The following is a 25,662-nucleotide window of genomic DNA, read 5'->3' on the forward strand; positions in this document are numbered from 1 at the left end:
AGCGGACCAGCCAGAACATAACCCTAAGTTACTTGATATCAACTCTCTGTATGCAGAGGTGAAGCTCAGGGCGAACGGCGGGGCGGCGTGTCGCCGGGGATCTGGATATTTGCCTCGATACGGTAGGCGGATCGTGCAAGGAGACCGGGCAAGTCGGCACGATCTACCCCTGTGGTCTGGTGGAATCTAGTGTTGTGAGTGGTCAGACCTGGCGGCTGGTGCGTCGCGGCAACAGCGGCCCTGTTGTGCCTCCTGTGCTCGACGAGCACCAGCGTGCCGTGGTCGAGCACGAGAGCGGCCCCCTCCTCGTCCTCGCCGGTCCCGGCACCGGCAAGACCACCACGATCGTGGAGAGCGTCGTCGACCGCATCGAGCGGCGGGGTCTCGACCCCGAGCGGGTGCTCATCCTCACCTTCAGCAGGAAGGCCGCCGAGGAGCTGCGCCAGCGCGTCACCGCCCGCCTGCGCCGCACCACCCGCACCCCGCTGGCCCTCACCTTCCACTCCTACGCCTACGCCCTTCTGCGCCGCGAGTCCGTGCTCGAAGGCAAGCTCCCGCCGCGCCTGCTCACCGGTCCCGAGCAGCTCCTGGAGATCCGCCGCCTGCTCCATGGCGAGCTGGAGAACGGCGCGCCCGACTGGCCGGCGTCGCTGCGCGAACCGCTCAAGACCCGCGGGTTCGCCGAGGAGTTGCGCGACTTCCTGTCGCGGGCCAACGAGCGCGGCCTCGACGCCGAGCGCCTGGTCGCGCTCGGCCGGCGGCACGGACGCGCCGACTGGGTGGCGGTCGGCCGGTTCGCCGAGCGTTACCAGGACAGGTTCGACCTCGACCCCGAGGAGACCTACGACTACGCCGAGCTGGTCAGGGCCGCCTCGGCGCTGCTGGCCGGGCCCGGGGTGCTGGCGCGCGAGCGGGCGGCGCACGACGTGGTGTTCGTCGACGAATACCAGGACACCGACCCGGCTCAGGAGCTGCTGCTCGCCCAGCTCGCGGGCGACGGCCGCGACCTGGTCGCGGTGGGAGACCCCGACCAGTCGATCTACGGCTTCAGGGGCGCCGACGTGCAGGGCATCATGAAGTTCCCCGAGCGTTTCCCGGCCCGCGACGGCCGCCCCGCCCGGGTGCTGGCGCTGCGGGCGTGCCGCAGGAGCGGCGCGGACCTGCTGGAGGCCTCGCGCAGGGTCGCCGCCCGGCTGCCGGTCGCCCCCATGCCCGACCACGCGTACGGGCACGAGCACGACCACCGCGACCTGACGCCGCTCCCCGACGCCGAAGCCGGCGACGTGCGGGTGCTGCTGGCCGACAGCACCAGCCAGGAGGCCGCCATCGTGGCCGACACCCTGCGGCGGGCCCACCTGATCGACGGCGTGCCGTGGCACCGGATGGCGGTGCTGGTCCGCTCGGCCAAACGCCAGGTGCCGCTGCTGCGGCGGGCCCTGGTCAACGCGGGTGTGCCGACGATGATCGCGGGCGATGAGGTGCCGATCGCCCAGGAGCCAGGCGTGCGCCCGCTGCTCACGATGTTGCGGGTCGCGCTCGACCCGGCCCAGCTCGACGAGCCGGTGGCGGAGGAGCTGCTGACGGGCCCGCTCGGCGGCACCGACATGATCGGCGTACGCCGGCTCCGCCGGGCTCTCAAGATCGCCGAGAACGACGCCGTGGCCGCGCTGCGCGAGACGGACACCGGCGACGACGAGCGGCCGTTAGTGGCACGCTCGTCCGGCGAGCTGCTCGTCGCCGCCGTGCAGGACGTGCGCGAGCTCACCCGCGTCGAGCCCCACATCGCCCTGCCCGCCGAGCGGGTCGCGGGGCTCCTCGCCACCGCCAGGGAGGCCGCACAGCAGGAGGGCACCGCCGAAGACCTCCTGTGGGCCGTGTGGCAGGGCAGCGGCCTGTCCGAGCGCTGGACCGACCTGAGCCTGGCGGGCGGCCCCAGGGGCGCGCAGGCCGACCGCGACCTCGACGCCGTGGTGGCGCTGTTCGACCACGCGGCCAGGTTCGTCGACCGCATGCCCAAGGCGGGCCCCGAGGTGTTCATCGACGACCTGGCCGCCCAGGAGATCCCCGGCGACACGCTGGCCGACCGGGCGCCCGACGGCGACGCCGTACGCGTGCTGACCGCCCACCGCTCGAAGGGTCTCGAGTGGGACGTCGTCGTGGTCGCGGGTGTGCAGGAGGGCGTCTGGCCCGATCTGCGCCTGCGCGGGTCGCTGCTCGGCGTCGAGGACCTCGTCGAGGTGGTCGAGGGCGCCGAGCCGAGCGCCGCCTCGCTGGTCTCCAAGCTGCTGGGCGAGGAGCGCAGGTTGTTCTACGTCGCCGCGACCAGGGCCAGGCGCAGGCTCGTGGTGACGGCCGTGGGCGGCGACGACACCGACGAACGGCCGTCCAGGTTCCTGAGCGAGCTGATGCCGGGCGCGGTGGAGACGGCCACGGTCGACGACCGCGCCCGCTGGCTCACCATGTCCGCGCTCGTGGCCGACCTGCGCAGCGCGGTGACCGACCCCACCAAGCCGGCGAAGATGCGCCAGAATGCCGCGCGCCAGCTCGCCCGCCTGGCCGCCGCGGGGGTCCAGGGTGCCCACCCCAACGACTGGTACGCCCTCACCCCCATCTCCGACGATCGTGCCCTGAGCTGGCCCGACGGGGTCGTCAGCATCTCGCCGTCGGCGGTCGAGAGCTTCACCAAGTGCGGCCTGCGCTGGCTCCTGGAGACGGCGGTCGGGGCCGCGGGCACCAGCACCGCCCAGGGCCTGGGCAACGTCATCCACGCGCTGGCCGTCCTGGCGGCCACCGACCTGCCCAGCGAGGATCTCCTCGGCGACCGCCTCGACCAGGTCTGGAACGATCTCGACTTCGGCGGCGTCTGGTACAACCGCAAGCAGCGCCAGGTCGCCGAGCAGATGATCGGCAAGTTCCTGCGCTGGCACAAGGAGAATCCGCGCGAGCTGGTGGCGCTGGAGGAGGCGTTCACCGCGATGCTCTCCGACGGCGTGCAGATCAAGGGCCGGGTCGACCGGGTCGAGCGTGACTCCGGCAATCGCGCGGTCATCATCGACCTCAAGACCGGCGGCGCCAAACCCAAGGCGGGTGATCTCGACCGCCATCCGCAGCTGGGCGTCTACCAGCTCGCGGCGCTGCTCGGCGCGTTCGCCCGGCACGGCATGACCGAGCCGGGCGGGGCCGCGCTGGTGCAGCTGGGCAAGGCGGCGGGCAAGAAGGAGGCGCTGGAGCAGCGGCAGGGCGCGCTGGCCGACGACCGCGACCCCGGCTGGGCCGCAGACCTGGTCGACACCGTGGCGACCGGCATGTCGGGCCCGTTCTTCCAGGCCAAGGTCAACGACGGCTGCCGCACCTGCGCGGCCAGGGCGAGCTGCCCGGTCAACGACAACGGGGGCCAGGTGTGCTGACCCCGGCCGAACTCGCCGGCAAGCTCGGCATCCTGCCCCCCACCCGCGAGCAGGCCGCGATCATCGAGGCGCCTTTGGAGCCGGCCGTCGTCATGGCGGGCGCGGGCTCGGGCAAGAGCGAGACGATGGCCGGCCGCGTGGTCTGGCTGGTCGCCAACGGCCTGGTCAAGCCGGAGAACGTGCTCGGCCTGACGTTCACCCGCAAGGCCGCGGCCGAGCTGGCCACGAGGGTCAGGGAACGGTTGTCCGGCCTGGCGGAGGCCGGCCTGGTCGAGCCGGGCGCGCTCGACAACGAGCCCACAGTGTCCACCTACCACGCCTACGCCTCCCGCCTGGTGACCGACCACGCGCTGCGCGAAGGGCTGGAGCCGACCATGCGCCTGGTCACGCCCGCCGTGTCGTGGCAGCTCGCGTCGCGGGTGGTGGCGATGTACGACGGGCCGATGGACAAGATCGAGCTGGGCCCGCCGTCGGTCACGGCCGCCGTGCTGGAGCTGGCGGGCGAGTTGTCGGAGCATCTGCGCTCGCCCTCCGACGTCAGGCGGCTGGGCGAGCGGCTGAAGGACCGCCTCGCCGTGCTGCCCGGCCGCACGACGCTCGCGCAGCGCAAGCCGCTCAGCGTCCAGGAGGCCAGGGAGCAGCTGCTGCCGCTGGCGGAGGCGTACGAACGGCTCAAGCGCCGCCGCGAGGTGATCGACTACGGCGACCAGATGTCGCTGGCCGCCAGGATCGCCGCCGGCCACAAGGAGGTCGGCGAGATCGAGCGCGCCCGCTTCTCCGTAGTGCTGCTCGACGAATATCAGGACACCAGCCACGCCCAGCTCGTGCTGCTGCGCTCCCTCTACGGCGGCGGCCATCCGGTGACCGCCGTGGGCGACCCCTGCCAGTCGATCTACGGCTGGCGCGGCGCCTCCTCCGGCAATCTCCGCCGCTTTTCCCGAGATTTCCGGACAAGCTCGGGCGATCTCGCCTCGGTACGCCAGCTCAGCGTCAGCTTCCGCAACGGCGACCGTGTCCTCGACGTCGCCGCCCGCGTCCAGCTCCCGCTGCGCATGGAGGCCCGCGAGGTGCCGGTCCTCGTCCCCGGCCCCAACCGCGTCGAGCGGGGCCGCGTCACCTGCGCCTTCCACGAGACCGCCGAGGACGAAGCCGCGTGGATCGCCGACGGCATCGCCAGGATTCTCGGCCAGGAGGTCGCCCCCGACGGCATGCCCTGGGGTGAGCAAGAGCGCAAGAAGACGTTCGCCGTGCAGCCCCAGGACGTCGCGATCCTGGCGCGCAAGCGCTCGCAGTTCCCGGCCCTGCGCAGGGCGCTTGAGGACCGCGACATCCCGGTCGAGGTGGTCGGCCTCGGCGGCCTGCTCACCGTGCCCGAGGTCAGCGACATCGTGGCCACCCTCCGCGTCCTCTACGACGCCACGGCCGGCGACGCGCTGGCCAGGCTGCTGGCCGGGCCGCGCTGGCGCATCGGCCCCGCCGACCTGCGGGTGCTGGGGGAGCACGCGCGCGAGCTGGCCCGCGAGCTGAGCGAGAGCCACCGCGAGGACGACCCGCTCGACCAGGTGGTGGCCGACCTGGCGGAGGAGCGCGGCAGCCTGGTCGACGCGCTGGACGAGCTGCCCGACAGGGAGGAGTGGCTGGAGGCGTTCTCTCCGCCGGCCCGCACCAGGCTCGTCGCGCTCGCCCATGAGCTGCGCCAGCTCAGAGCCCACACCGCGCAGCCGCTACCCGACCTGATCTCCGAGGTCGAGCGGCGGCTCGGCCTGGACGTCGAGGTGGCCGCGCGCAGCGGCACGGCGAGCGCGTTCGCGGCGCGGGCCGACCTCGACGCGTTCCTCGACGCGGCGTCCAGGTTCGCGGGCGACGCCGAGGACCCGACCCTCGGCGCGTTCCTGGCCTACCTGCAGGCGGCCGAGAGCGAGGAGTTCGGGCTGGAGGCCGGACGGGTCGGCGAGAGCAACAGCGTCAAGCTGATGACCGTGCACGCCTCCAAGGGGCTGGAATGGCCGATCGTGGTGGTGCCGGGGTTGTCGCAGCTCGTCAGCTCGAAGGGCACGATCGCCACGGGCAGCGTGTTCCCCGCCACCCCGGTCATGAACAGCCGCTGGACGGAGAACCCGCGCAAGCTCCCCTACTCCCTGCGCGGCGACGCCGCCGACCTGCCCAGGCTCGGCGGGCTGAGCAAGGAGGAGCTGGCCGCGTTCGACGAGCGGTGCCGCGAGCGCGACCTGATGGAGGAGCGCAGGCTGGCGTACGTCGCGGTGACCAGGGCCCACTATCACCTGATCGCCTCCGGCTACCGCTGGGGCACCGCGACGAAGCCGCTGGAGCCGTCCGACTTCCTGCTGGAGATCCGCGACACGGCTGACCGCGTCTCGTTCTGGGCCGGCGACCTGGGGGAGGGGGCCACCAACCCGCTGCTCGCCGAGCCCGCCGAGGCCGTCTGGCCGGTCACGCCGGAGGGGCTGCGCTACGAGTCGGTGATCGACGGCGCCCGCCTGGTCGAGGACGCCCTCGCGGGCAAACTCTCCGGCGACCTCGACGAGGACGAAGAGGCGGGCGAGCCGTTGCGGTCGTTCGAGGAGGAGCGCCTGCGCGCCTGGGAACGCGACACCGACCTGCTCCTGCGCGAGCGCGAGCTGCACCGGCGCCGGCCCGCGACGATCGTCGAGCTGCCCGCGAAGCTGACCGTGTCGTCGCTGGTCACGCTGGCCGCCGACGCGCGCGAGCTGGCCCGCAGGATCCGCCGTCCCGTCCCGGTCAAGCCCGCGCCGCTGGCCCGGCGCGGCACGTCGTTCCACAAGTGGCTGGAGACGCGCTGGGACCAGCAGCGGCTGATCGACGACTTCGAGCTCGACCTGTACGACGAGCTCGAAGAGGCCGACGTGCGGCTGGCCGAGCTGCAGGAGCGGTTCGAGGAGAGCGAGTGGGCCGACCGGCGGCCGGTCGAGCTCGAGGTGCCGTTCGAGACCATGATCGCCGACCGGCTGGTGCGCGGGCGGATGGACGCCGTCTTCGAGCGGCCCGGCGGCTACGAGGTCGTCGACTGGAAGACCGGGCAGCCGCCCAGGGGCAAGAAGGCCAGGGCGGCGTCGGTGCAGCTGGCGGCGTACCGGCTGGCCTGGTCGCATCTCGCGGGCGTGCCGCTGGAGCGGGTGGGCGCGGCCTTCCACTACGTACGCGCGAACCGCACGGTGCGCCCGGTCGACCTGCTCGACGCCGACGGCCTGGTGGCGCTCATCGAGAGCGTCAGGAGCGCAGATAGTGGAAAGCCGGCTTCGGGTGCATGAGGAAGTCGTGGTGCGAGATGTTCCACGCGTAGGCGCCGGCCATCTCGAAGACCACGGTGTCGCCCACGCGGGCCGTGGTCACGATATTTCGGGCGAAAACGTCTTTCGGGGTGCACAGCTGGCCGACGAACGTGGTCGGCTCGTCGGCGACCCCCGGCCCCGCGCCCGTGGGGAGGACCGTGAAGGGCTGGTCGTGGCCCTTGGTGGCCGGCGTACGCAGGTGGTGGGTGCCGCCCAGCACGATCGCGTACGCCTCGCCGCGCACCCGCTTCACGTCCACGACCCTGGTCACGTAGAAGCCGCAGTAGACGGTCAGCGCCCGGCCCGGCTCGATCCGCAGCCGCCGTCCCCGGCCCAGTGCCGCCAGCCCGGCCCCGTACACCTCCCAGCCGAACCTCGTCTCCGGCGCGGAGTAGGAGACCGCCATGCCGCCGCCCAGGTTGACCTCGTCGTACGCGGCCCCGAGCAGGATCCCGGCCAGCCGCAGCAACCGGTCCGCGTCCAGCCCGCTGGCCAGGTGCGTGTGCAGGCCGCGCAGCCGCACCCGCTCGCCGAACAGCGGCAGGCACTCGGCCACGCCCTCCTCGTCCATCCCGAACGGGCCGCTCATCGTGAGCGCCGCTCCCTCCACCGGCAGGTCGGGATTGAGCCGGAGCAGCACGTCGGCCTCCAGGCCCGTCGCGAGCAGGCGGCGCAGCTCGTTCGGCGACTCCACGTGGAGGCGGTGGTGCGGCAGGCGCAGCTCCGCATCGGTCTTGCCGGGGCCGCCGAGCGCCACCGGCATGCCCGGGAACAGGCTCGTGACGTGGGCGTGCTCGCCACCCGACGACACCTCGAACCCGTCCACGTGCCCGGCCAGCACGCGCAGCAGCTCGGCGTCGGGGTTGGCCTTGACGGCGTAGTACAGCTCGGCCGCCCCCAGCGCCCGCCGTACGGACGCGACGTGCTCGTCCAGCGCGGGCAGGTCATAGAGGTAGGCGGGGACGGCGGGCAGGCTCGTGGCGGCGTCCTGGACGCGGGCGCTGATCATGCGAGCGGGTTCGCGATCGGGACGTAACCGGCGGCGCGGTCGGCCGCCCTGGCCCAGCGCACGCCCAGGTTCGCCTTGGCCGGCAGCGGCGCCCCGGCCAGCAGGTCAGAGAGGGGCAGCGGCCGGCCCAGCTCGTCGGCCTGGCGGGCGAGCAGGTCGCGGGCGATGCGCCACAACGTGCGCAGCAGCGCGTCGTCGGGCCCGGCGAGCGTCGCGGCGATCTCGGTGAGGTGGTTGACGAGCAGGCAGTAGACCACCCGGGCCCAGCCCCGGTCGGCGTCGTAGGTGAGGGCGCCGGCGACGTCGGGGTGCAGGCCGCCGAGGTCGTGCCGGCCCTTGACGAGCTTGGTGCCCTCCAGGTCCCTGAAGACGGCCTGCGCGGGCAGCCCGGAGGTGTCCAGGCCGACCAGGACGTTCTGCAGGTGGGGCTCCAGCACCACGCCATGCGTGAAGTACAGGTCCAGCACCGGCAGCGCCACCACCCGCACGTACGCCTCCCACCACGGCAGCGGATCCAGGGCGGGGGCGTCGAGGGCTAGGGCGGCGGCCAGCACCGGGGTCACGCCGGGGGAGCAGGCGGCCCACGGGCTCTGCCTGACGATCACGCCCAGCCCTTCGAGCAGCCTCGGACCGAGAGCGGCCGAACGGTAGCCGGGCTCGGGCAGCCAGCGGGTGGCGGGATGCCTGGCCGACACGTCACGAAAGAGGGGGTCGAGCCGCCTGGTCAGCTCCACGGCCCCGGCCAGCTCGTACCAGGCGTTCTTCCGTACGCAGTTGGTGATCCGTACATCCAGGGAGAACTTCAGACAGACCTCTGTTTCCGGGGCGTACACCGTCCGTACGGACGAGGTCGGCTGCACGACGGGGCCTGGCCCCAGGTCGACCAGCTCGGCTCCGAACGCGGGTCGCAGCAGGTCGATCTGCCACGGATGCGCGGGCAGCAGCCGGTAGCCCGCCGGCGCGCCGCCCATCGCGTCGAGCGCCGACGCGTCCCCGTCCTGCGCGACGAGGTCCGCCCGCACGCCGAGCAGCCTGACGGGGAACTCGGCGTGCGCCTCCGGCGCGTACCGCAGCCAGCCGGCCCCGCCCCGCGCCTTGGGGCTGGGGTGGAACGGATGGCCGAACACGAGCGCCTGCTCCGACGCCAGCCACGGGTCGGCGGGCGCCACGGCCGCGTCCCTCGCTGTCAGGATCGCCGCCACGGCGTCCCTGCTGGCCGCCACCTGACCGGCGAACTCGCCGTTGCGTCCGGGCTCAGGGCCTCCAAGCTCGGCCTCGGCCAGCCCGATCAGCTCGTCCGTGGTCAGCACCTGCCACGCGCCGCCGGCCAGGCGCTCCGGCGGGCCGTCGAAGCGCAGCGCGGCGCCGCCGTGGGCACGCACGCGCAGCAGCGTGCCCGCGACCCGCAGCAGCAGGTACGGCGGCGCCGGCCACACCAGGCCGCGCGGCCCGGCCACCTCCCGCACGCAGCAGCGCAGCAGGGCCGCCAGCGTCGCCTCCTCGGCCAGGGAGGAGGGCGCCTCCACGGCCAGTCCCTCAAGGCTCGGCATTCAAGCTCTCCTCAGATAGTTGGGCCCGCTGGTCCCGTAGAACTTGTTGATGTCGCGGGCGCCGGACCGCTCCTTCGCCACGAGCGTCCCGGCTGTGATCATGGACTTGCCGGTCAGCCTGGCGGCGTCGAGCGTTCTGGCGCGCAGGAGCCTGGCCATGGGGTCGTCGCCGTACTCGGCGAGCGCTCCGGCCAGCGTGTCGCGCAGTAACGCGGACGCGCGGGCGTGCGGCAGCGCCCCGAACGTGACCGCCGCGGCGGCCAGGTGCAGCGTGATGGTCACGAACACGTCGGCCAGCGCGTGCGGATCGTCGTTCAGCATGCGCTCGTCCCCGAACTCCGGCACCGCCACCCCGGCGGTGGCCAGCCGCGCCGGTGAGGCCAGCAGCCCGTCGTTGTCCTTGACGAGCAGCTTCATCCGGTCGCCCGCGAGGACCAGGGCGAGGTTCTGCTGGTGGGCCTCCAGCGCGACGCCAAAACGCACGAAGAGCCGTACGTTCCACCGGAACAGCAGCCGCAGATAGCCGGGCAGCACGTCGCCCACCTCGTCGAGCACGCCGGGGGCGGTCAACGCGGCGACCGGCACGAGCTCGCCCGCGGGCAGCCGCCTGGCCATCCACGCGAGATGTTCGTCCCCGGTATGCGCGTAAGTCTGCTCGTCGGCCAGCAGCACGTCCGGGTCGGCCAGCTCGCGCAGCAGCAGCTCGGCTCTGGCGCCGTCGGCGAGCGTCCCCGGCTTGATCGAGCGGCGGTTCCTGGCTCCCAGCGTGCTGATCGGCAGGGGCAGCTTGAGATGCAGCCGGGGGGTGACCTCGACGGTCCGCATGGACAGGGTGGGCCGCACGGTGACCGCGGCCTGGTCGAGCAGGCGTACGCCGTCGATCTTCCGCACCTCGCCGGTGGTCAGCGGATGCACGGGGAACAGCGCCTCGCGGGGCCCCACGGGCAGGCCGGGGTCGGCCTCCGCGGGAAGGCGCACGGCGGAGCGCGGCGCGAGCGCGCCGCGCGGCACGGCCGCCCACCGCAGCTCGAAGGCGGGCCCGAACTCCGGCGCGTAGGCCACCAGGTCGTCCTCGGACAACCCCGGCCGGGCGCGGGAGGTCGGGTAAACCGGATGGTCCACGAACGCGGCCCGCGTCTCGTACGAGGGCCGCCGCCCCAGCACCTCGCCCGCCCGCGCGTCGTGCGCCTCCAGCGCGGCCAGCGCCGCCAGGCACTCCTCGAAGAACGCCGCGACCCCCTCGGCGTCGGCGGGGTCGGCCACCTCCACGAGCGTCTCCAGCACCTGCTCCAGGCCCAGCCGCTCGCCCTCGGCGACCACGAAGTCCTGGAACACCAGCCCTGGTGCCAGGCGCACCCAGCGGCCGTCCGCCAGCAGCAGTCCGACGCCGTCCCTGGTCCTGGTGACACGGGAGGACAGCCCGCCGTAGTCCTCGCGCAGCAGGGCGTTCAGCACCCGCGCGGCGAGGTACGTCTCCCTGGCGCTCATTCGAGCACCCACGGCCGGCGGGCCCGGTAGTCCGCGATGGCCGCGTCGACCCGCGCCCGGTCGGGCCCGACCGCGCGAACGACGCCCAGGTAGTCGCGGTTGGTGTGGGTGAGGGAGACGACGTCGCCGACGGCCCGCAACGGCCGGTGCCAGAGCCGCACGTCACCGTCGACGGCGGACTCGTGGCCGGGCGCCTGCTTGATCGTCCCCGGCCGGTCGGCGACCAGGCTGACCGCGCTCCCGTACGCGCTGGGGACGGGGCCGGGGATGGGTACGGCGGGCGCCGGCTCGCCGAGGTGCACCCGCAGGATCCACGCGAAGAGCGGCACCCCGAGCACGTCACCCAGCAGGAAGTCACAGTGGTCGCCGATCACCCGGTAGTTGACCTCGACGATCCTCGGCCCGCGCGGGGTGACGACGTACTCGGTGTGGCAGGCGCCGAACCCCGCCCCGAGCGCCCGCAGCGCCTTCAGCACGTGCTCGTGCGGCCCGTCAGGCGCCCAGTCGAGCCGCTCCTCGACGAAGTACGGCAGCGGCCCCAGCGTCGTCTCGAACCCTCCGAGCACCCGCGGCCCGGTGCCGTCGCCCAGCGTCTCCAGCGTGCGCAGCGGCCCTTCGAGGTATTCCTCCACGACCAGCGCCTCGCCCGGCCGGCTCTTCCTGACCTCGGCCACGGCCCGGTCCAGGTTTCGCTCGACGAGCATGACGTCCTCGCTGGCCACGCCCTCGCGCGGCTTGAGCACGATCGGGTAGGGCGGGTCGTCGGGCACCGGGTCGCCGGGCGCGAGCCGTACGGTGAAGACCTGCTCGACCCCCGCCTCCCGTAGCCGGCGCCGCATGAGGAACTTGTTCTTGGCCGCCACGCACGCCCGCCAGTCCTTGCCGGGCAGCCCGAAGTAGTCCGCGGCCAGCGCGGTCTCCGCCTGCAGGTGGTCGGAGTTGGAGAAGATCGCGTCGGGTCTGCCGAGCTGCTCGACCGTGTCGATCAGCGCGCGCGGATCCCGCACGTCGCACGCGACCGCGTGCGGATGCCGCTCAGGCCGGTCCGTCAGGATCGTCACCTCGCAGCCCAGCGCGCGTGCCGCGGGCAGGAAGCCGTCCGTCACAGAGTCGGTCGGTTTGAGCGCGGTCAGGTAGAGCCGCAACGCGAGGACCCCCAGAAGAATCAGGTAAGCCTTACCTAACTCACCGATCGTAGCTCAGAGAGATCATCGCGTCGCCCGGATACGTTAATCGGCCGCCAACTGCGAGGTCATAGGATGACATGGAATTCGGGAGGGGACGGCCAGTGGAGACGACCGCGGAAGAGCAACTCATCGGACCACTGCTTCTGGCGCGCGGCACCATCGACAGGTCCGTGACACTGCGGGCCGATGAGCGCCGGCTGGAGCAGGTGTGGTCGGATCCGGCGACCAGGGTGCTGGTGATCGACAACGGTCACACGCTGGTGCGCAGGCAGGGAGATGAGGTGCAGGCGGTGTTGTTCACCACCGCGGAGGCGCCGCCGGGGCCGCGCTATCTCCTCGGTGTGGAGGGCGGAACCGCCTACTTCGCGGTCGCCGCGCCGCTGCCCGGCGTCTCCGCAGGCGACGGCAACGGCAACGGCCGCGTGACGGTCCCGATGAGCCTGCGCGACGCGCCCGAGGGCGTGCCGGCGCCGGCCGGGCTGCGCCAGGCGGGCGGCCTGCTCGGCGACCGCGACGCGGGCCTGCTGGTCTACGCCGTGGCGCTGGAGGCCTGGCACACGACCCACGAATTCTGCCCGCGCTGCGGCGCCCGCACCAGGATCCAGGCGGGCGGCCACATCCGCGTCTGCCCGCAAGACTCCAGCCAGCACTTCCCGCGCGTCGACCCGGCCGTGATCATGTTGGTCCGCGACCCCGACGACCGCTGCCTGCTCGCCCGCGGGCCGCAGTGGCCGCAGGGCCGCCTGTCGATCCTGGCGGGGTTCGTCGAGCCGGGCGAGTCGCTGGAGGCCGCCGTCGCGCGCGAGGTGGCGGAGGAGGTCGGCATCACCGTCGTCAACCCGCGCTATCTCGGCAGCCAGCCGTGGCCGTTCCCGCGCAGCCTCATGCTCGGCTTCTTCGCCGAGGCCACGACGACCACCCTGACACCCGACGCCGAGGAGATCGCCGAGGCGCACTGGTTCTCTCGTGAGGAGATGGCGCGGGCGCTCGACTCGGGCGAGCTGCGTCTGCCGCCGCCGGTGTCGATAGCCCGCCGCCTGATCGAGACGTGGTACGGCGGCGAGCTGACCGGCGACTGGTGATCAGACGGGCTCGAGCAGGGCCTTGACCTCGATGGCCGACGGGTTGGTGCGCACGACGCGGCCGTCCGGGGTGTCGATCACCACGGTCGGCACCACCTGGTTCCCGTTGTTGACGCTCATCACGAACTCGGCGGCGGCGGGGTCACGCTCGATGTCGATCTCGTCGTAACTGATGCCCTCGCGGGCCAGCTGAGACTTGAGCCGCTTGCAGGGGCCGCACCACGTGGTGCTGTAGATCGTGAGCGCCATGTTGGGGAATCCCTCCAAGGTCAGGAAGACAGGCGCTCGGTGCAACAACGCGACCCCGCCGCTTAATCCCCGGCGTTGTCTAGCCGATGCGCTCGGCGATCCAGGCCTGCACGCGCTCGGCCACGCCAGGCATGCGGTAGAGGGGGGCGCTGTGGTTGCTGCCCGGCGCGGCGTAGACCGTCACGGGGACTCCGACCTGGCCCAGCATCTGCTTGAGCAGCTGGCTCTGCACCGGCGGCACGAACTCGTTTTTCGAGTGCACGGCCAGCACTGGCGCGTCCTTGCGGCTGGCGTGCCAGGCCACCTCCATGCTGGCCCACACGCGCGAGCACTTGCCCTTGGGATGGCAGCCGCCCGCCAGGCGGATGGCGGCGGTGCGCAGCTTGCGCTTGTCCCGCTCGATGGCCTTCGCGCCGTCGGCGTAGGCGCGCAGCGGCGAGATGATCGGCGACAGGCCCACCACGCCCTTGAGGCCGGCGACGCCGTCGCCGTAGGTGCCGACGGCGGCCGCGATGTGGCCGCCGGCGGAGAAGCCGACCACCACGTAGTTGCTCGGGTCGAACGCCCACCTCTCGGCGTGTTTGCGGGCCGTCGCGATCGCGGCCAGCGCGTCGGTGCGCTGCGCCGGCCAGGCGGCATCGCCGGACAGGCGATAGTTGAGGTTGAAGACCGTGTAGCCGAGCTCGGCGTAGCTCCGCGTGATCTCCTTCATGTATCTCTTGTCGCCGCTGGACCACCAACCACCGTGGATCAGGAAGACACCCGGGCGCTCCATGCCGTCGGGTGTCCACCACACGTCCATGCTCTGACGCTTGTGGCGGCCGTACGCGACGGTTTCTAACGCGAGGCCCCCAAGACCATCGGCACTCAGGGGGTTACTCACGGTGGGACCGGGTGTGGGCTCTTTGGTCGCATTCGCGGCGACCGGTGTGGCCACAACGGCAGCAAGCGTCAGAACGCCCACGGAAACCGCAGTTCGCACGGCCTTCCTTTCCCCCATGCAGACGGTCGGCCCCATTGCGGGGGAAGAGACCAGTACTTTGCATCCTGTTGACTACGAACATACGCCGGCAGGCATGTTGCCAGAATAAAGCACATGGCCGCCACTCCTGGGAATATGTACGGGTGAACAACGGTGAACAACGTGGATGACGTTCTGATCGGTCTTGATCCCGAGCAGCGGGCGGTCGCCGAGGCCGTGCGCGGGCCGGTGTGCGTGCTGGCGGGCGCGGGCACGGGCAAGACCAGGGCGATCACCCACCGCATCGCCTACGCGGTCCGCAGCGGCGTCGTCGAGGCGCGGAGCGTCCTGGCTGTGACGTTCACCACGCGCGCGGCGGGCGAGCTGCGCCAGCGCCTGCGCACGCTGGGCGCTCCCGGGGTGCAGGCGCGCACCTTTCACGCGGCGGCGCTGCGCCAGCTCACCTACTTCTGGCCGCGGGTCATCGGCGGCGAGGCGCCTTCGGTGATCGAGTCGAAGCTGCCGGTGCTGGTGGAGGCATGCCGAAAGGTCCGCAGAAATCCCGACCGGTCCGAGCTGCGGGACATCGCCGCCGAGGTCGAATGGGCCAAGGTCACCCAGATCGGCCCGGAAGACTACGTCGCGGCCGCGGTCAAACACCACCGCACCCCTCCCGTGCCGGCCGAGGAGGTGGCCCGCCTCTACGACACGTACGAGCAGATCAGGCGCCAGCGCCACCTGGTCGACTTCGAGACCATTCTCGAGCTGACGGCGGCCGTGATGACCGAGCACCAGGAGGTGGCGGCCCAGATCCGCCAGCAATACCGCTACTTCGTCGTCGACGAATACCAGGACGTCAACCCGCTGCAGAAGCTCCTGCTCGACACCTGGCTCGGCGGGCGCGACGACGTCTGCGTGGTCGGTGACCCCAACCAGACCATCTACTCCTTCACCGGCGCCAGCCCCCGCTACCTCACCGGGTTCGCGGTGGAGCACCCCGAGGCCGCCGTCATCAAGCTGGTGCGCGACTACCGCTCCACCCCCCAGGTGGTCGACCTGGCCAACCTCGTCATCGCCAAGGGCAAGTCCCCCCACCGCCTCGAACTCGTCGCCCAGCGCCCCGACGGCCCCAGGCCGGCGTTCGCCGACTACGACGACGAGCCCGCCGAGGCCGCGGGCGTGGCCAGAGCCATCAGGAAGCTGCTCGACAAGGGTGTGCCCTCGCGCGAGATGGCCGTGCTCTTCCGCGTCAACTCCCAGTCCGAGGCCTACGAGGAGGCCCTCTCCAAGGCCGAGATCCCCTACGTCCTGCGCGGCGCCGAGCGCTTCTTCGAACGGCCCGAGGTGCGTCAGGCGGTCGTCCTCCTGCGCGGCGCCGCCCGCTCCGCGGCCGGCGAACCCCTGGCCTCCGAGGTCCACCACATCCTCGCCGGCATCGGCCTGACCCCCACGCCCCCCTCCGGAGGCGGCAAGGCCCGGGAGAAGTGGGAGTCGCTGAAAGCCCTGGCCGACCTCGCCGAGGACATGGCCGCCGAGGGCGCCGACCTGCCCACGTTCGTGGCCGAGCTCGAACGCCGCGCCTCCGAGCAGCACGCCCCGCCCGTCGAGGGCGTCACCCTCGCCTCACTCCACGCCGCCAAGGGCCTGGAGTGGGACGCCGTGTTCATGGTCGGCCTGACCGACGGCATGCTGCCCATCATCTACGCCGAAACCCCCGACCAGATCGAGGAGGAACGCCGCCTCCTCTACGTCGGCATCACCCGAGCCCGCGAACACCTCTCCCTGTCCTGGGCCCTCGCCCGCGCGCCGGGCGGCCGCAAGAGCCGCCGCCCTTCCCGTTTCCTCGACGGCCTCACCGGCCGCGCCTCCGCTCCGGTCCGCGTCGCGCCGCCGTCCCGCGAACGCCGCCAGGTGGCCGCGCCGGTCAGCTGCCGCGTCTGCGCGAAGACCCTGGTGGCGGCCGCCGAGCAGAAACTCGGCCGCTGCTCGACCTGTCCCGCCGACTACGACGAGGCCCTTCTCGAACGCCTGAAGGCCTGGCGCACGGCCACGGCCAAGGAAGCCAAGATCCCGCCGTACGTCGTCTTCACGGACGTGACCCTCCAGGCGATCGCGGAACGTGCGCCGGAGACGGAACAGGAACTGCTCTCGATCGCGGGCATCGGCAAGGTCAAGTTCGACCGCTACGGCGAAGCCGTCCTCGCCCTCTGCCGCCATCCCTGACCACCCCGCCCTGCAGCCCACCTGATCACCCGCCGTGCGCAGGGGAGCCGGTCGTGACGCCCGGTCCGTGCGACCCCGCAAGGATCCCTCGCCGACGGCATGGATGATGAGACCGCGCCAGACTCCGCGGCGGTCACCAGGCTCTGCCACCATCATGTCCATGACCTTCACACCGCCACCGGAGACTGCCGCCTGGCGACACCTCGGCGCGCGCACCGGCTTCGAGGTGGTCTATTTCCGTCCGACGGGCAGAGGCGGGCATCGCATCGAGGGCTGCACGACGGCCGTCGAGGACGGGATGACCTGGGTGGTCGACTACGCGATCGAGGTGGACCGCGACTGGGTCACCCGGCGTGCGGAGATCAGGAGCCGGTCGGTGGCCGGGTCCCGGCACACCCTCCTGGAGGGCGACGGTGAGGGCGGCTGGCGGATCGACGGCGTGCCGGCCTCTCGCGTGGACGGCTGCCTGGACGTGGATCTGGAGTCGTCGGCGGTGACCAACGCGTTCCCCGTACACCGGATGCGCCTGGCCGCGGGCGATGCGGCCGACGCTCCGGCCGCGTACGTCCGCGCCGCCGATCTCACCGTCGAGCGCCTCGACCAGCGCTACCTCCGGGTCGCCGGCGACGGCCCGGGACAGCACTACGACTACGAAGCGCCGGTCTTCGGCTTCGCCTGCCGCCTGGTCTACGACGGGTCAGGGCTCGTCCTCGACTATCCCGGTCTGGCAGTCCGGGCCCTGTGAGCTCGGCGAGGTGGTCCCGCACCACGCCGCGCGGGCGCCGGTCCGCTCCCGCCCGGCAGTCCCGGTCGAAGCCCTCGCCCTGCCGCCTGCTTCGCCTTGACCATCCCGTCAAGGCGGTCGTCGTGCGCCGACAGCGCCCGCCGCGAGCGGTGGGCCAGGCATGGGTGCCGGTCACGTCCGGCTGAACGTGCCGTGGCCGGTGTCTCGGGCCGGATCCCGGTAGCCGCCCAGAAGCGGCCACAACCTGTCCGCCACTCCTGCGACGGTGGTCGCCCCGGGAACCGGGTGACGGGGAGCAGATCATGTCCGTCAAGCCCTCCACGTGATGGCCTGCGACGTGCTCGCGCGCCTGCCGTACGACCAGGGCGAGACCCACGCCTCCGGGTGGAAGCCCGTAAAGCAGCCTCGAAAGGAGCTGGAGTTGAAGATGCGCACGCTGGGCCGGACCGGAATCCAGGTCAGCCCGTACTGCCTGGGCACCATGGTGTTCGGCCAGGCCGGCAACCCCGACCACAACGACTGCACAAGGATCATCCACCGGGCCCCGGACGCCGGGATCGACGTCATCGACACCGCCGACGTCTACGGACCCCGCGGCGAGTCCGAGGAGATCGTGGGCCGGGCGCTGCAGGGCCGACGCGACGCCGTCGTGCTGGCGACCAAGGTCATGATGATCTGATGACCGTTCTCGACACCCGGGCGCTCAACCGCGCGACGCTGGCCCGGCAGTTGCTGCTCGACCGCGCCGACCTGCCGGCCCTGGAGGCGGTCGAGCACCTGTGCGGCCTGCAGGCCCAGGAGCCGCAAGAACCGTTCGTCGGACTCTGGTCGCGGCTGCGCGCGTTCGACCCGGCGGTGCTCTCGGACCTGCTGCTGCGGCGCAGCGTGGTGCGTACCCATCTCATGCGCCGTACCGTGCACCTCATGACCGCCGAGGACGTCCTGGCCTGGCGGGCCCGCCACAACGCCATGCTGCGCCAGCGGGTGCTCGGAACCTACCGGAAGGAACTCGCCGGGGTCGATCTCGACGAGCTTGCCGCGGCCGGCCTCGAGGTGATGGCCGACGGCCGGCCGCGCTCGATGTCCGAGCTCGCGCGGGCGGTCGCCGACCGCTGGCCGGAGCAAGGTCCGCGACCGCTGGGAGAGATGCTGGTCGCCGCACTCATCCCGATGGTGCAGCTCCCGCCACGCGGGCTATGGCGGGCGAAGGCCGGAGTACGCAACGTCCCCCTCTCCTCCTGGCTGGGCCGCGACATCGACCCGCCCGCCACCGACGGCTCCGACCCCGCGGGCCAAGCGCTGGTACGCCGCTACCTCGCCGCGTTCGGCCCCGCCGCCACCGCCGACTTACGCGCATGGTCCGGCCTGGCCGGACTACCCGCCGCGGTCTCCGCGATCCGCGGCGAGCTGATCGGCTTCCGCGACGAGAGAGGCCGGGAACTCCTGGACCTTCCCGACGCACCGCGCCCCGATCCCGGCACACCAGCGCCGGTCCGGTTCCTGCCGGCCTTCGACAACGCGCTCCTCGGCTACCACGACCGCACCCGTATCGTCGACGACGCCCACCGCGGCCTCTCCGTGGCCGGCGAGCGCGTGGTCCTGGTCGACGGCCGGGTCGCCGCAACCTGGACCGTCAAGGACGACACCGTGCACGTCACCCCGCTGCGCCCCTTTTCATGGGCCGACCGTGACGCCGTTGCCGAGGAGGGGCAGGCGCTGGCGGCGTTCCTGTCCGACGGCGACAACCACCGTGTACAGATCGCCGCCTCTGCCCGATGAGGGCGAGATCTTCGCCGCCATCGAGGAAGCGACTGGGGGCGCCGGCGCTCGGGCCCGGCCATCGCGCGCGCCACATTGGCCGGCGCCGGCAAGCCACGCGTTCGTCCACGTCATCCGAGGCTCGGGCGGATACGTCGTCGCGGGAGTGCCAGATGCCGCCGGCCAGGGCGCGGGTCCGGGCCGGCTGACGGCTTCCTCGATGCGTGCCTCGTCCCGGGGTGTCGCGGCCGTCTGCCGGGAACACGCTCCCCTCGGGAAGCACTGACCTGCTCGAACGCGCCGTAGCGGGAATCGCCGGCCGGACACGACCACGACCCGAAGAAGAGGCGGCACCCGCCCCTTCGCAGGGTGCGCGAACACGACGAGAGGCCCCCGACGCCGATGGCGGCCACGGCCCGGGACTCACCGGCGAAGCGTCCGAAATGTCGGCTGACCCGTAACCCCGGCGAAACCGTGGCACGCAATCATCGGACAAGCCAGGCCCCCTTGTGGCCGGAACCAAGCGGCACGTCACACTTGTCCCAAGACCGGAGAAACGAAGGGGACCGACACGTGAACGAGGCGCTGAAGGAGTTGCTGGACCTGCTCGACCTTGAGCAGATCGAGCTGGACATCTTCCGGGGGAGAAGCCCGGAGGAGCGCATTCAGCGCGTCTTCGGCGGTCAGGTCGCGGCCCAGGCTCTGGTGGCGGCCGGTCGTACGGTGCCCAAAGACCGCAACGTGCACTCCCTCCACGCCTACTTCATCCGCCCGGGCGACCCGTCCGTCCCGATCGTCTACAACGTCGACCGCCTCCGCGACGGCCGTTCGTTCACCACCCGACGCATCGTGGCGATCCAGCACGGCAAGGCGATCTTCACGATGTCGGCGTCGTTCCACGTCGCCGAGGAGGGCGTGGCGCACCAGGCGTCCGTGATGCCGGTGGTGCCGGACCCCGAGTCGCTGCCCACGTTCAAGAACAGGATGTACGAGCTGGTCGCCGATCATCCTGATCTGCGCGACTGGTTGTCGCGCCCGCGTCCGGTCGACGCGCGTTACGCCTCGCCGCTCACCTGGGAGGCGTACCAGAACCCGGAGCTGCGCAGCGCCGAGACGAACGTGTGGTTCCGCTATGACGCCGAGCTGCCCGACGACCCGCTGCTGCACGTCGTGCTGGCCGCGTACGCCTCCGATTTCACGCTGGTCGACACGATACTGCTGGCGCACGGCATGGCTTGGGGAGCCTCGGACATCGTGGGCGCCTCGCTGGATCACGCCATGTGGTTCCACGGACCGTTCCGGGCCGACGACTGGCTGCTCTACGCGCAGGAGTCCCCATGGTCGGGGAGGGCGCGGGGCCTCGCGCGGGGCGAGATGTTCAACGCGTCCGGCGAGCTCGTGGTCTCGGTCGTCCAGGAGGCGATGATCCGCCAGACGAAGTAGGCCCGAACCGCCTCGCAGAGCCTGTGGAATGTAACGAAATCGCAGGTAGAAAATATGTTGCCGGTTCCTGGGTTCCCGGTTTAGGGTCTTGGTCAAGCGAGTCGGACAGTCCTGTTCCGACGATCTCAGAGGGAGGAGAGTCACTGTGATCAGCATCAAGATGCCAGCCACGATGTGGCTCGCCTCCGCGTGCCGTGACTCGGTGAGACTCGTCGATGGTCCCACGAAGTCTCGGCAGGAGAAGTCTGTCCGTAGTCAGGCCGCCGCCTATGCGCACGCCCACTTCGGCGCTGCCGCCGCACAGGCAGCTCCTGTCTACACCGCTCGTATCGAACTGCCGGCCAACCAGCTCACCAAGGGTGGACTGCGCGGTCCGCATCCCTGGCGGGATATCCCGGTCATAACCTGACCGGGAAGACCCCACCAGGCCGCGGATCCGCAGACAGGATCCGCGGCCTTCTTGTTTGTCCGTGATCCCCGACCACCCACGAGGTGCCCGAACAAGATCAAGAGATCGATCAAAGGAGAAAGCAGATGGGGGCGAAGACGATCATGGACCTGATCGACGAAGCCGAGATCCCCTGTCGTACCGACCCTGACCTGTGGTTCGCCGAGTCGCCGGAGGACGTGGAGTTCGCTAAGGCTCTCTGCGGCGGCTGCCCGATTCAGAAGGCCTGCCTGGCTCGTGCGCTCGAGCGCGAGGAGCCTTGGGGCGTCTGGGGCGGCGAGCTCATCCTCAGGGGAACCATCATTCCTCGCAAGCGTCCGCGCGGGCGTCCCCGCAAGCACCCGGTCGCTGCCTGAAACACCGCACCTACGAGCAAGAAAGCGGAAACCCATGATCACTCAGTCGACGAGGAGCCTCGCAGTGCCGGATCTCATCCATGACCTGGTAAATGACCGAATACAAACGTTGCATCGTGAGGCGGAGGAACAACGCCTCATCGCGCGCGTCCGTCGCGTGGAGCGGGCACGGCGTGGGGTCAGGCGGGCGAACGACCGCCTCCGCAAGGCCATGAGCCACCCGTTCTGATCGCGGAGATCCTGCCGCCGGCGCAGGATCTCCCCATGGGAACCAGTCAATGAGAGCCGGGCGCGTCCAGCGCCCGGCTCTTCCTTCTGCCTTCAGACAAGCACGTCGCCCACGGAAGGGGTCTCGCCTTGCCCGGTGAGAGATCTCGCCGCCGACGACGAGCTGCCCAGCAGGGCCTCCCGGTGATCCGTGCGGACGGTCGGACCTCGCGGGACGGCACCGCTGGGCAGCTCTGCCGGATCGCGGGGCACGGTGTCGGACGCCGGGGGCAGGGGTGCAGGGCGCCGCGTGCCTCGCGCGCGCCGAGTGATCCAACGGGGCCGCGGGATCACTCGTCACGATCTCTCCCGTGCCTCTCCTCAAGGCACGGGACCGGTCAGGGGCCGGTCAGGCAGTGCACGGCGGGGATCTCGGCGGGCACACCCGGCGCCGACGGGTCGATCACCGTGGTGAGCTCGCCGATGCTGGAGGTGAGGCAGTCGGCGATGGCCGCCGGGTCGACGACAGCGTTCGCCGCGGAGGCGGCGGAGAGCAGGCCCGCCGCCACAAGGCCGGTGACCGCTAGCAGACGCGCGGATCCGTACATGGGGGTCCTTCCAAGAGCATGACACTTGGCTTTCAAATGATTACACACCGTAGTCAAGATGCGGTAGAGAGAACGCCGACTTCTCATTTTCCAGCCCAGGCCGGTCACCTCGTTCACCCCCGGCCTGTCTTGCGTCTGGTCTCGGCCGCCACTTCGTTCGCCCTTGACCTGTCACCCGTCCGGTCCAGGTGAGGTGCCGAGTTGGCCTGTCCACCCGCCCGGTCCCGGCCATGTGCCCAGTCGGCAAACCCGTTCAACCCGGGTCAGGCACATCGGTCCTGCTTGACCTGGCGCAGGGTCCCTTCGCGGCAGGAAAGCGGCGTCTCCCGGCCCGGCTGGAAGCGTCGGCGGTCAACCGGTGGCCAGGGCCTCGTCATCGGGGTCGTCGGCGAAACCGGGAACCCAGCGGATCACCTCGTCGCGGAAGCGCGCTGTGGCGCCCAACTGGCACAGAACACCCACGCCCGCCGCATGGACGCGGTGGATGAGCACGTACGACGTCGGCAGGTTGAGCTGGCGAACCACGTTGGTGGGGCGGAGGTCCGTGACGCTGGCGACCTGTGCCTGCAGCCACTCCCGGCTGAAGGTGAACTCCTCCACTGCGGTCGGCTCGACATAGGGGGCGAGGAAGGCCCGCAACGCGTCGGGGTCGATCTGGATGTCCTCGCGGATGAAGCCCTCCTTGCGCAGGCCCCGCATGACGGTTTCCATGTCGCCCTGATTGAAGATGCGGGTCAGCTGGCCGAACGACTTGGGGTAGCCGTCGGGCAGGCGGTTGACCGCGCCGAAGTCGAGAACACCGAGCTTGCCGTTGCCGAGCATGCGGAAGTTGCCGGGATGGGGATCGGCGTGCAGCATGCCGACGCGCGCGGGGGAGCAGAAGAGGAAGCGCACGAAAAGCAGGCCTGCCCGGTCGCGCTGTTCCTTGGTGCCCTCGGCGATGATCCGGGACAGTGGTGTGCCGTCCATCCACTCGCTGACCAGCACCATCTCGTTGGCCGCGACGACGTCGGGGACGTGGAAGTCGGGGTCGCCGTCGAACTCCAACGCGAACGCGTGCTGAGCCTCGGCCTCCCTGAGATAGTCGAGCTCCTCGGCGATCCGCTCCCGCAATTCGCTCAGCACGGCCTTCATGTCGAGGCCGGGCAGCAGCGTGCCGAACACCTTGCCCAGGCGCGCCAGTTGCGCGAAGTCGCCGAGCAGCGCCTTGCCCGCCCCTGGATACTGGATCTTGACGGCCACGTCGCGGCCGTCGTGCCACACGGCCCTGTGCACCTGGCCGATGGAGGCGGCGGCCGTCGGCCGGTCGTCGAAGGACAGGAAGTGCTGCCGCCAGTCGTCACCCAGTTGTTCCGTGAGCACGGTGTGGACCGTGGACGTGGGAAGCGGGGGAGCGGCGTCCTGAAGTTTGGTCAGCGTGGCGCGGTAGGGGCCGGCGATCTCCTGCGGAAGCGCCGCCTCGAAGATCGACAGCGCCTGCCCGAGCTTCATCGCGCCGCCCTTGAGCTCGCCCAGGACCTTGAAAACCTGCTCGGCAGTACGCTGCTGCACCTCCTGCGCCACGATCTCGGCGGACTTGCCGCCGAGGCGTTTGCCCAGCCCCAGAGCGGTGCGCCCCGCGAAACCGAGCGGAAGGGCGGCCAGTTTGGCGGAACGCGTGACGGCACGGCGTGGAAGATCGCTCACACTGATGCGCGAACCTCGAAAGATCCGCTTCCCCCCTTCGTGGTCGTCCCTGAGCACGTCAGTCGCGGTTGTCATGCCATGACCATTCTTAGCGAATAAGGATTGTTTCGCATACAACGACATTGCGGGTGAATGGTCCAAGACCGCCTTCTCCAACGCCAATCAGGGGTTACGTCCACTGTGCCGTTGGTCACAGCGGACTCCCGGCCATCGAGATGAGCAAGCGCGTGGCCGGTCGCCGCGGCTGCGACCAGGGCAGCCAGTGTCGAGTCGCAGGCAATCTCACCGGGCGGATAACCACCCAGCCTCGCAGTGACGATAGGCCAAGCCGGGTCGTGGTCGCGCCGGGTCAGGTCGAGACAGTGCAGGCACGCGCTTTCTCCGGGCAGGACCAGCGGGCCGACGATGCCATGGCCCTCGAAGGCCGACACCAGGAGATGCGGGATGCGCAGCTCGGTCAGCTCATTGACCAGCACCCCGTCGAGCGGGCCGACCGGCGCCAGGACGACCAGGTCGGGCCGATCCGTGGCGTCTCCCAGATACGGCCCTCCCGCCGAGGCGTTGACGGACGGCGCGATCTCCCCTTCCCCAGGCGAACCCGCCTTGCCCGGCCGAGGCCCGGCGTCTCGAGCAGGCGATCGACGAACCCCGCGCCCGCCTTTCGACACCGGGGAAACAGTCGGCGAACCGGAAGAGGACGCATCGACCCCGGCCGCAGACCGGGACAGGCGGTCGGACCCGGTGCCGGGGTCGGTGGTGGATCCGGTGCCGGACTCGATGCTGGGGTCGGTGGTGGACCCGGCGCCGGATCCGGTGGTGGACTCGGTGCTGTGGTCGGGCTGGGACGGCTGGCCGCCGTGGGAACTATGGCACCCCGGGTGGTCGGCATTGGGGACCGGCCGGGACGGCCGAGTCGTTTCTGGCGCGGGAGAGGACGACCGGAGGGCTGGCCGTGACCGCGCCGCCGGGGTGGAGGGCACGGAGGCCGCGGAAGGACGGGCGGCTTCGCGTGACCCCTGACACGAAGTCGTGGCCGCCGAGCCGCGGTGAGCGGTGGCGGTGCGCGTTGCGGGAGGTGGGGCGGTGGCGGTGCTCGTTGCGGATGGTGGAGCGGTGGTTCGGCCGGGGTCGGGCGTGGCGTAGCCAGGCGTGCGCGACTCGACGGGGACGGGTGGCGTGCGGCCGCCGGAAGTGAGCCTTCTGGCGACCGCGACCGCGCCTGCCTCGCGAGTCAGGCCCAGCTCTGCCCACGTCAGACCGCCGGGTGTGATGTCGCCCGGCCGGACGACGCCCGGATCGAACACCCGGATATTACCCACTCCGGCGCCCGCGAGCAGCGCCACGACCTGCGCCCCCACCCGCCCGGCTCCATAGACCCGCACCCGCTTGTCTCTGCGCCGCTCGAACACGGTGATCCCGCCTTCCGGCGAGGTCGAGGCCAGATCGAGGGCGTCGAGATCCGGCCGCAAACGGTCTCGCTCGGCCAGCGGAAGGTCACGAAGGGCGCCAGGGCCGGCGGAGGCGTCGTGGAGGGCTCCATGCAAGATGAGCTGGTCGAGCAGGGAGCGGGCTCGGTCTTCTTCAAGACCTGCGCGGGCCGCCTCACGCAGGACCCGCTCCAGATCGCGGGTGCCGTCGAGACTCTCGATCCATGCGCGGACCGGGCGGGTCAGACCGCTCAGCATGACGGCCCTGAGAGGGTGCACACCGAATTGGAGGGTGTGCTCGTCGCGGATGATGCGCCGGAGGGCGGGCTTCACACGTGGCCTCATGGCGGGAAGGCTCGCACGCGACGGCAAGATCCCGTGCGGATTCCTCCGTGGCTGTGGATAACCACGGACCTGCCGGAGCGCCTGTGGATAACGCACCGCTTCATCCCGTTCTCAGAGCAGGCCCGCCCCCAGAGCAGGCCCCCCCTCAGAGCAGGCAGGCGCGTCTCGAAAC

Annotated in this window: 19 protein-coding genes; 10 read left to right on the forward strand and 9 right to left on the reverse strand. The window is 71.4% G+C overall.

Going from position 1 to position 25,662, the window contains the following annotated elements; genetic code table 11:
• Positions 1–194 precede the first annotated feature (194 nt).
• Both E1294_RS29425 and E1294_RS29430 read left to right on the forward strand, forming a co-directional pair.
• Positions 195–3,407 (forward strand): ATP-dependent helicase, encoded by a 3,213-nt coding sequence (locus E1294_RS29425; protein ID WP_246083353.1) that lies wholly within the window; start codon positions 195–197, stop codon positions 3,405–3,407.
• On the forward strand, positions 3,401–6,697 hold the full coding sequence (locus E1294_RS29430; protein WP_132513726.1) for an ATP-dependent helicase: 3,297 nt from the start codon (positions 3,401–3,403) through the stop codon (positions 6,695–6,697). Before E1294_RS29425 ends, E1294_RS29430 begins: the two co-directional genes overlap by 7 nt.
• Here E1294_RS29430 and E1294_RS29435 read toward each other — a convergent pair.
• From E1294_RS29435 to E1294_RS29450, 4 genes are read right to left on the reverse strand one after another with little or no spacing between them, the layout of a single operon-like run.
• Positions 6,657–7,727 carry a type III PLP-dependent enzyme domain-containing protein gene (locus E1294_RS29435; protein WP_132513728.1) on the reverse strand — a complete coding sequence of 357 codons (1,071 nt, stop codon included), beginning with the start codon at positions 7,725–7,727 and terminating at the stop codon, positions 6,657–6,659. The genes E1294_RS29430 and E1294_RS29435 overlap by 41 nt on opposite strands.
• On the reverse strand, positions 7,724–9,277 hold the full coding sequence (locus tag E1294_RS29440) for an IucA/IucC family protein (protein ID WP_132513730.1): 1,554 nt from the start codon (positions 9,275–9,277) through the stop codon (positions 7,724–7,726). The genes E1294_RS29435 and E1294_RS29440 overlap by 4 nt, the downstream gene beginning before the upstream one ends.
• Entirely contained in the window at positions 9,278–10,765 is a 1,488-nt protein-coding gene (locus E1294_RS29445; RefSeq protein ID WP_132513732.1) for an IucA/IucC family protein, read from the reverse strand.
• Positions 10,762–11,910 carry an ATP-grasp domain-containing protein gene (locus tag E1294_RS29450; protein WP_132513734.1) on the reverse strand — a complete coding sequence of 383 codons (1,149 nt, stop codon included), beginning with the start codon at positions 11,908–11,910 and terminating at the stop codon, positions 10,762–10,764. Before E1294_RS29450 ends, E1294_RS29445 begins: the two co-directional genes overlap by 4 nt.
• A 143-nt stretch (positions 11,911–12,053) precedes the next feature.
• Between E1294_RS29450 and nudC the strand changes: the two genes are divergently transcribed.
• Positions 12,054–13,034: an NAD(+) diphosphatase gene (nudC, locus tag E1294_RS29455; RefSeq protein WP_246083354.1), complete on the forward strand. Its 981-nt coding sequence runs from the start codon at positions 12,054–12,056 to the stop codon at positions 13,032–13,034.
• Here nudC and E1294_RS29460 read toward each other — a convergent pair whose 3' ends face one another.
• Positions 13,035–13,283, reverse strand: coding sequence for a mycoredoxin (locus tag E1294_RS29460; RefSeq protein WP_132513738.1), 249 nt, complete (start codon positions 13,281–13,283; stop codon positions 13,035–13,037).
• A gap of 79 nt (positions 13,284–13,362) precedes the next feature.
• On the reverse strand, positions 13,363–14,085 hold the full coding sequence (locus E1294_RS29465) for an alpha/beta hydrolase (protein ID WP_246083355.1): 723 nt from the start codon (positions 14,083–14,085) through the stop codon (positions 13,363–13,365).
• Between the two features lie 342 nt (positions 14,086–14,427).
• On the opposite strand from E1294_RS29465, the gene E1294_RS29470 reads away from it, so the two are divergent.
• The 7 genes from E1294_RS29470 to E1294_RS29500 all read left to right on the forward strand — a co-directional run bounded on the left by E1294_RS29470 (position 14,428) and on the right by E1294_RS29500 (position 21,217).
• A complete protein-coding gene (locus tag E1294_RS29470; protein WP_132513740.1) occupies positions 14,428–16,467 on the forward strand; it encodes an ATP-dependent DNA helicase UvrD2 in 2,040 nt (679 codons plus the stop codon).
• 160 nt (positions 16,468–16,627) lie between these two features.
• Positions 16,628–17,212, forward strand: coding sequence for a putative glycolipid-binding domain-containing protein (locus E1294_RS29475; RefSeq protein WP_132513742.1), 585 nt, complete (start codon positions 16,628–16,630; stop codon positions 17,210–17,212).
• 325 nt (positions 17,213–17,537) lie between these two features.
• A complete protein-coding gene (locus E1294_RS29480) occupies positions 17,538–17,891 on the forward strand; it encodes an aldo/keto reductase (protein WP_342775093.1) in 354 nt (117 codons plus the stop codon).
• Positions 17,891–18,991 carry a winged helix DNA-binding domain-containing protein gene (locus E1294_RS29485; RefSeq protein WP_132513744.1) on the forward strand — a complete coding sequence of 367 codons (1,101 nt, stop codon included), beginning with the start codon at positions 17,891–17,893 and terminating at the stop codon, positions 18,989–18,991. The genes E1294_RS29480 and E1294_RS29485 overlap by 1 nt, the downstream gene beginning before the upstream one ends.
• Positions 18,992–19,543: 552 nt before the next feature.
• Positions 19,544–20,413 carry an acyl-CoA thioesterase gene (locus E1294_RS29490; protein ID WP_132513746.1) on the forward strand — a complete coding sequence of 290 codons (870 nt, stop codon included), beginning with the start codon at positions 19,544–19,546 and terminating at the stop codon, positions 20,411–20,413.
• 145 nt (positions 20,414–20,558) lie between these two features.
• The gene (locus E1294_RS29495; protein WP_132513748.1) at positions 20,559–20,822 is read left to right on the forward strand and encodes a hypothetical protein; all 264 of its coding nucleotides are present in this window, start codon (positions 20,559–20,561) and stop codon (positions 20,820–20,822) included.
• Between the two features lie 125 nt (positions 20,823–20,947).
• Positions 20,948–21,217 carry a WhiB family transcriptional regulator gene (locus tag E1294_RS29500; RefSeq protein WP_132333100.1) on the forward strand — a complete coding sequence of 90 codons (270 nt, stop codon included), beginning with the start codon at positions 20,948–20,950 and terminating at the stop codon, positions 21,215–21,217.
• A 605-nt stretch (positions 21,218–21,822) separates the two neighbouring features.
• On the opposite strand, the gene E1294_RS29505 is transcribed toward E1294_RS29500, so the two are convergent.
• From E1294_RS29505 to E1294_RS53050, 3 genes are all read right to left on the reverse strand, one after another.
• Positions 21,823–22,032, reverse strand: a complete 210-nt coding sequence (locus tag E1294_RS29505) for a hypothetical protein (RefSeq protein ID WP_132513750.1) — start codon at positions 22,030–22,032, stop codon at positions 21,823–21,825.
• Between the two features lie 351 nt (positions 22,033–22,383).
• Entirely contained in the window at positions 22,384–23,793 is a 1,410-nt protein-coding gene (locus E1294_RS29510) for an ABC1 kinase family protein (RefSeq protein WP_425465230.1), read from the reverse strand.
• Positions 23,790–25,490, reverse strand: a complete 1,701-nt coding sequence (locus E1294_RS53050; RefSeq protein WP_165977538.1) for a ThiF family adenylyltransferase — start codon at positions 25,488–25,490, stop codon at positions 23,790–23,792. The genes E1294_RS29510 and E1294_RS53050 overlap by 4 nt, the downstream gene beginning before the upstream one ends.
• Positions 25,491–25,662: the final 172 nt, after the last annotated feature.

Source organism: Nonomuraea diastatica, from assembly GCF_004349015.1.
GTDB lineage: Bacteria > Actinomycetota > Actinomycetes > Streptosporangiales > Streptosporangiaceae > Nonomuraea > Nonomuraea diastatica.

Bases quoted from the DNA above. Each gene is read 5' to 3' on its own strand.
- E1294_RS29480 (WP_342775093.1), top strand. From the start codon at position 17,538: ATGGCCTGCGACGTGCTCGCGCGCCTGCCGTACGACCAGGGCGAGACC.
- E1294_RS29510 (WP_425465230.1), bottom strand. From the start codon at position 23,793: ATGACAACCGCGACTGACGTGCTCAGGGACGACCACGAAGGGGGGAAG.
- E1294_RS29465 (WP_246083355.1), bottom strand. From the start codon at position 14,085: ATGGACGTGTGGTGGACACCCGACGGCATGGAGCGCCCGGGTGTCTTC.
- E1294_RS53050 (WP_165977538.1), bottom strand. From the start codon at position 25,490: ATGAGGCCACGTGTGAAGCCCGCCCTCCGGCGCATCATCCGCGACGAG.
- E1294_RS29485 (WP_132513744.1), top strand. From the start codon at position 17,891: ATGACCGTTCTCGACACCCGGGCGCTCAACCGCGCGACGCTGGCCCGG.
- E1294_RS29475 (WP_132513742.1), top strand. From the start codon at position 16,628: ATGACCTTCACACCGCCACCGGAGACTGCCGCCTGGCGACACCTCGGC.
- E1294_RS29460 (WP_132513738.1), bottom strand. From the start codon at position 13,283: ATGGCGCTCACGATCTACAGCACCACGTGGTGCGGCCCCTGCAAGCGG.
- E1294_RS29500 (WP_132333100.1), top strand. From the start codon at position 20,948: ATGGGGGCGAAGACGATCATGGACCTGATCGACGAAGCCGAGATCCCC.
- E1294_RS29445 (WP_132513732.1), bottom strand. From the start codon at position 10,765: ATGAGCGCCAGGGAGACGTACCTCGCCGCGCGGGTGCTGAACGCCCTG.
- E1294_RS29505 (WP_132513750.1), bottom strand. From the start codon at position 22,032: ATGTACGGATCCGCGCGTCTGCTAGCGGTCACCGGCCTTGTGGCGGCG.
- E1294_RS29435 (WP_132513728.1), bottom strand. From the start codon at position 7,727: ATGATCAGCGCCCGCGTCCAGGACGCCGCCACGAGCCTGCCCGCCGTC.
- E1294_RS29440 (WP_132513730.1), bottom strand. From the start codon at position 9,277: ATGCCGAGCCTTGAGGGACTGGCCGTGGAGGCGCCCTCCTCCCTGGCC.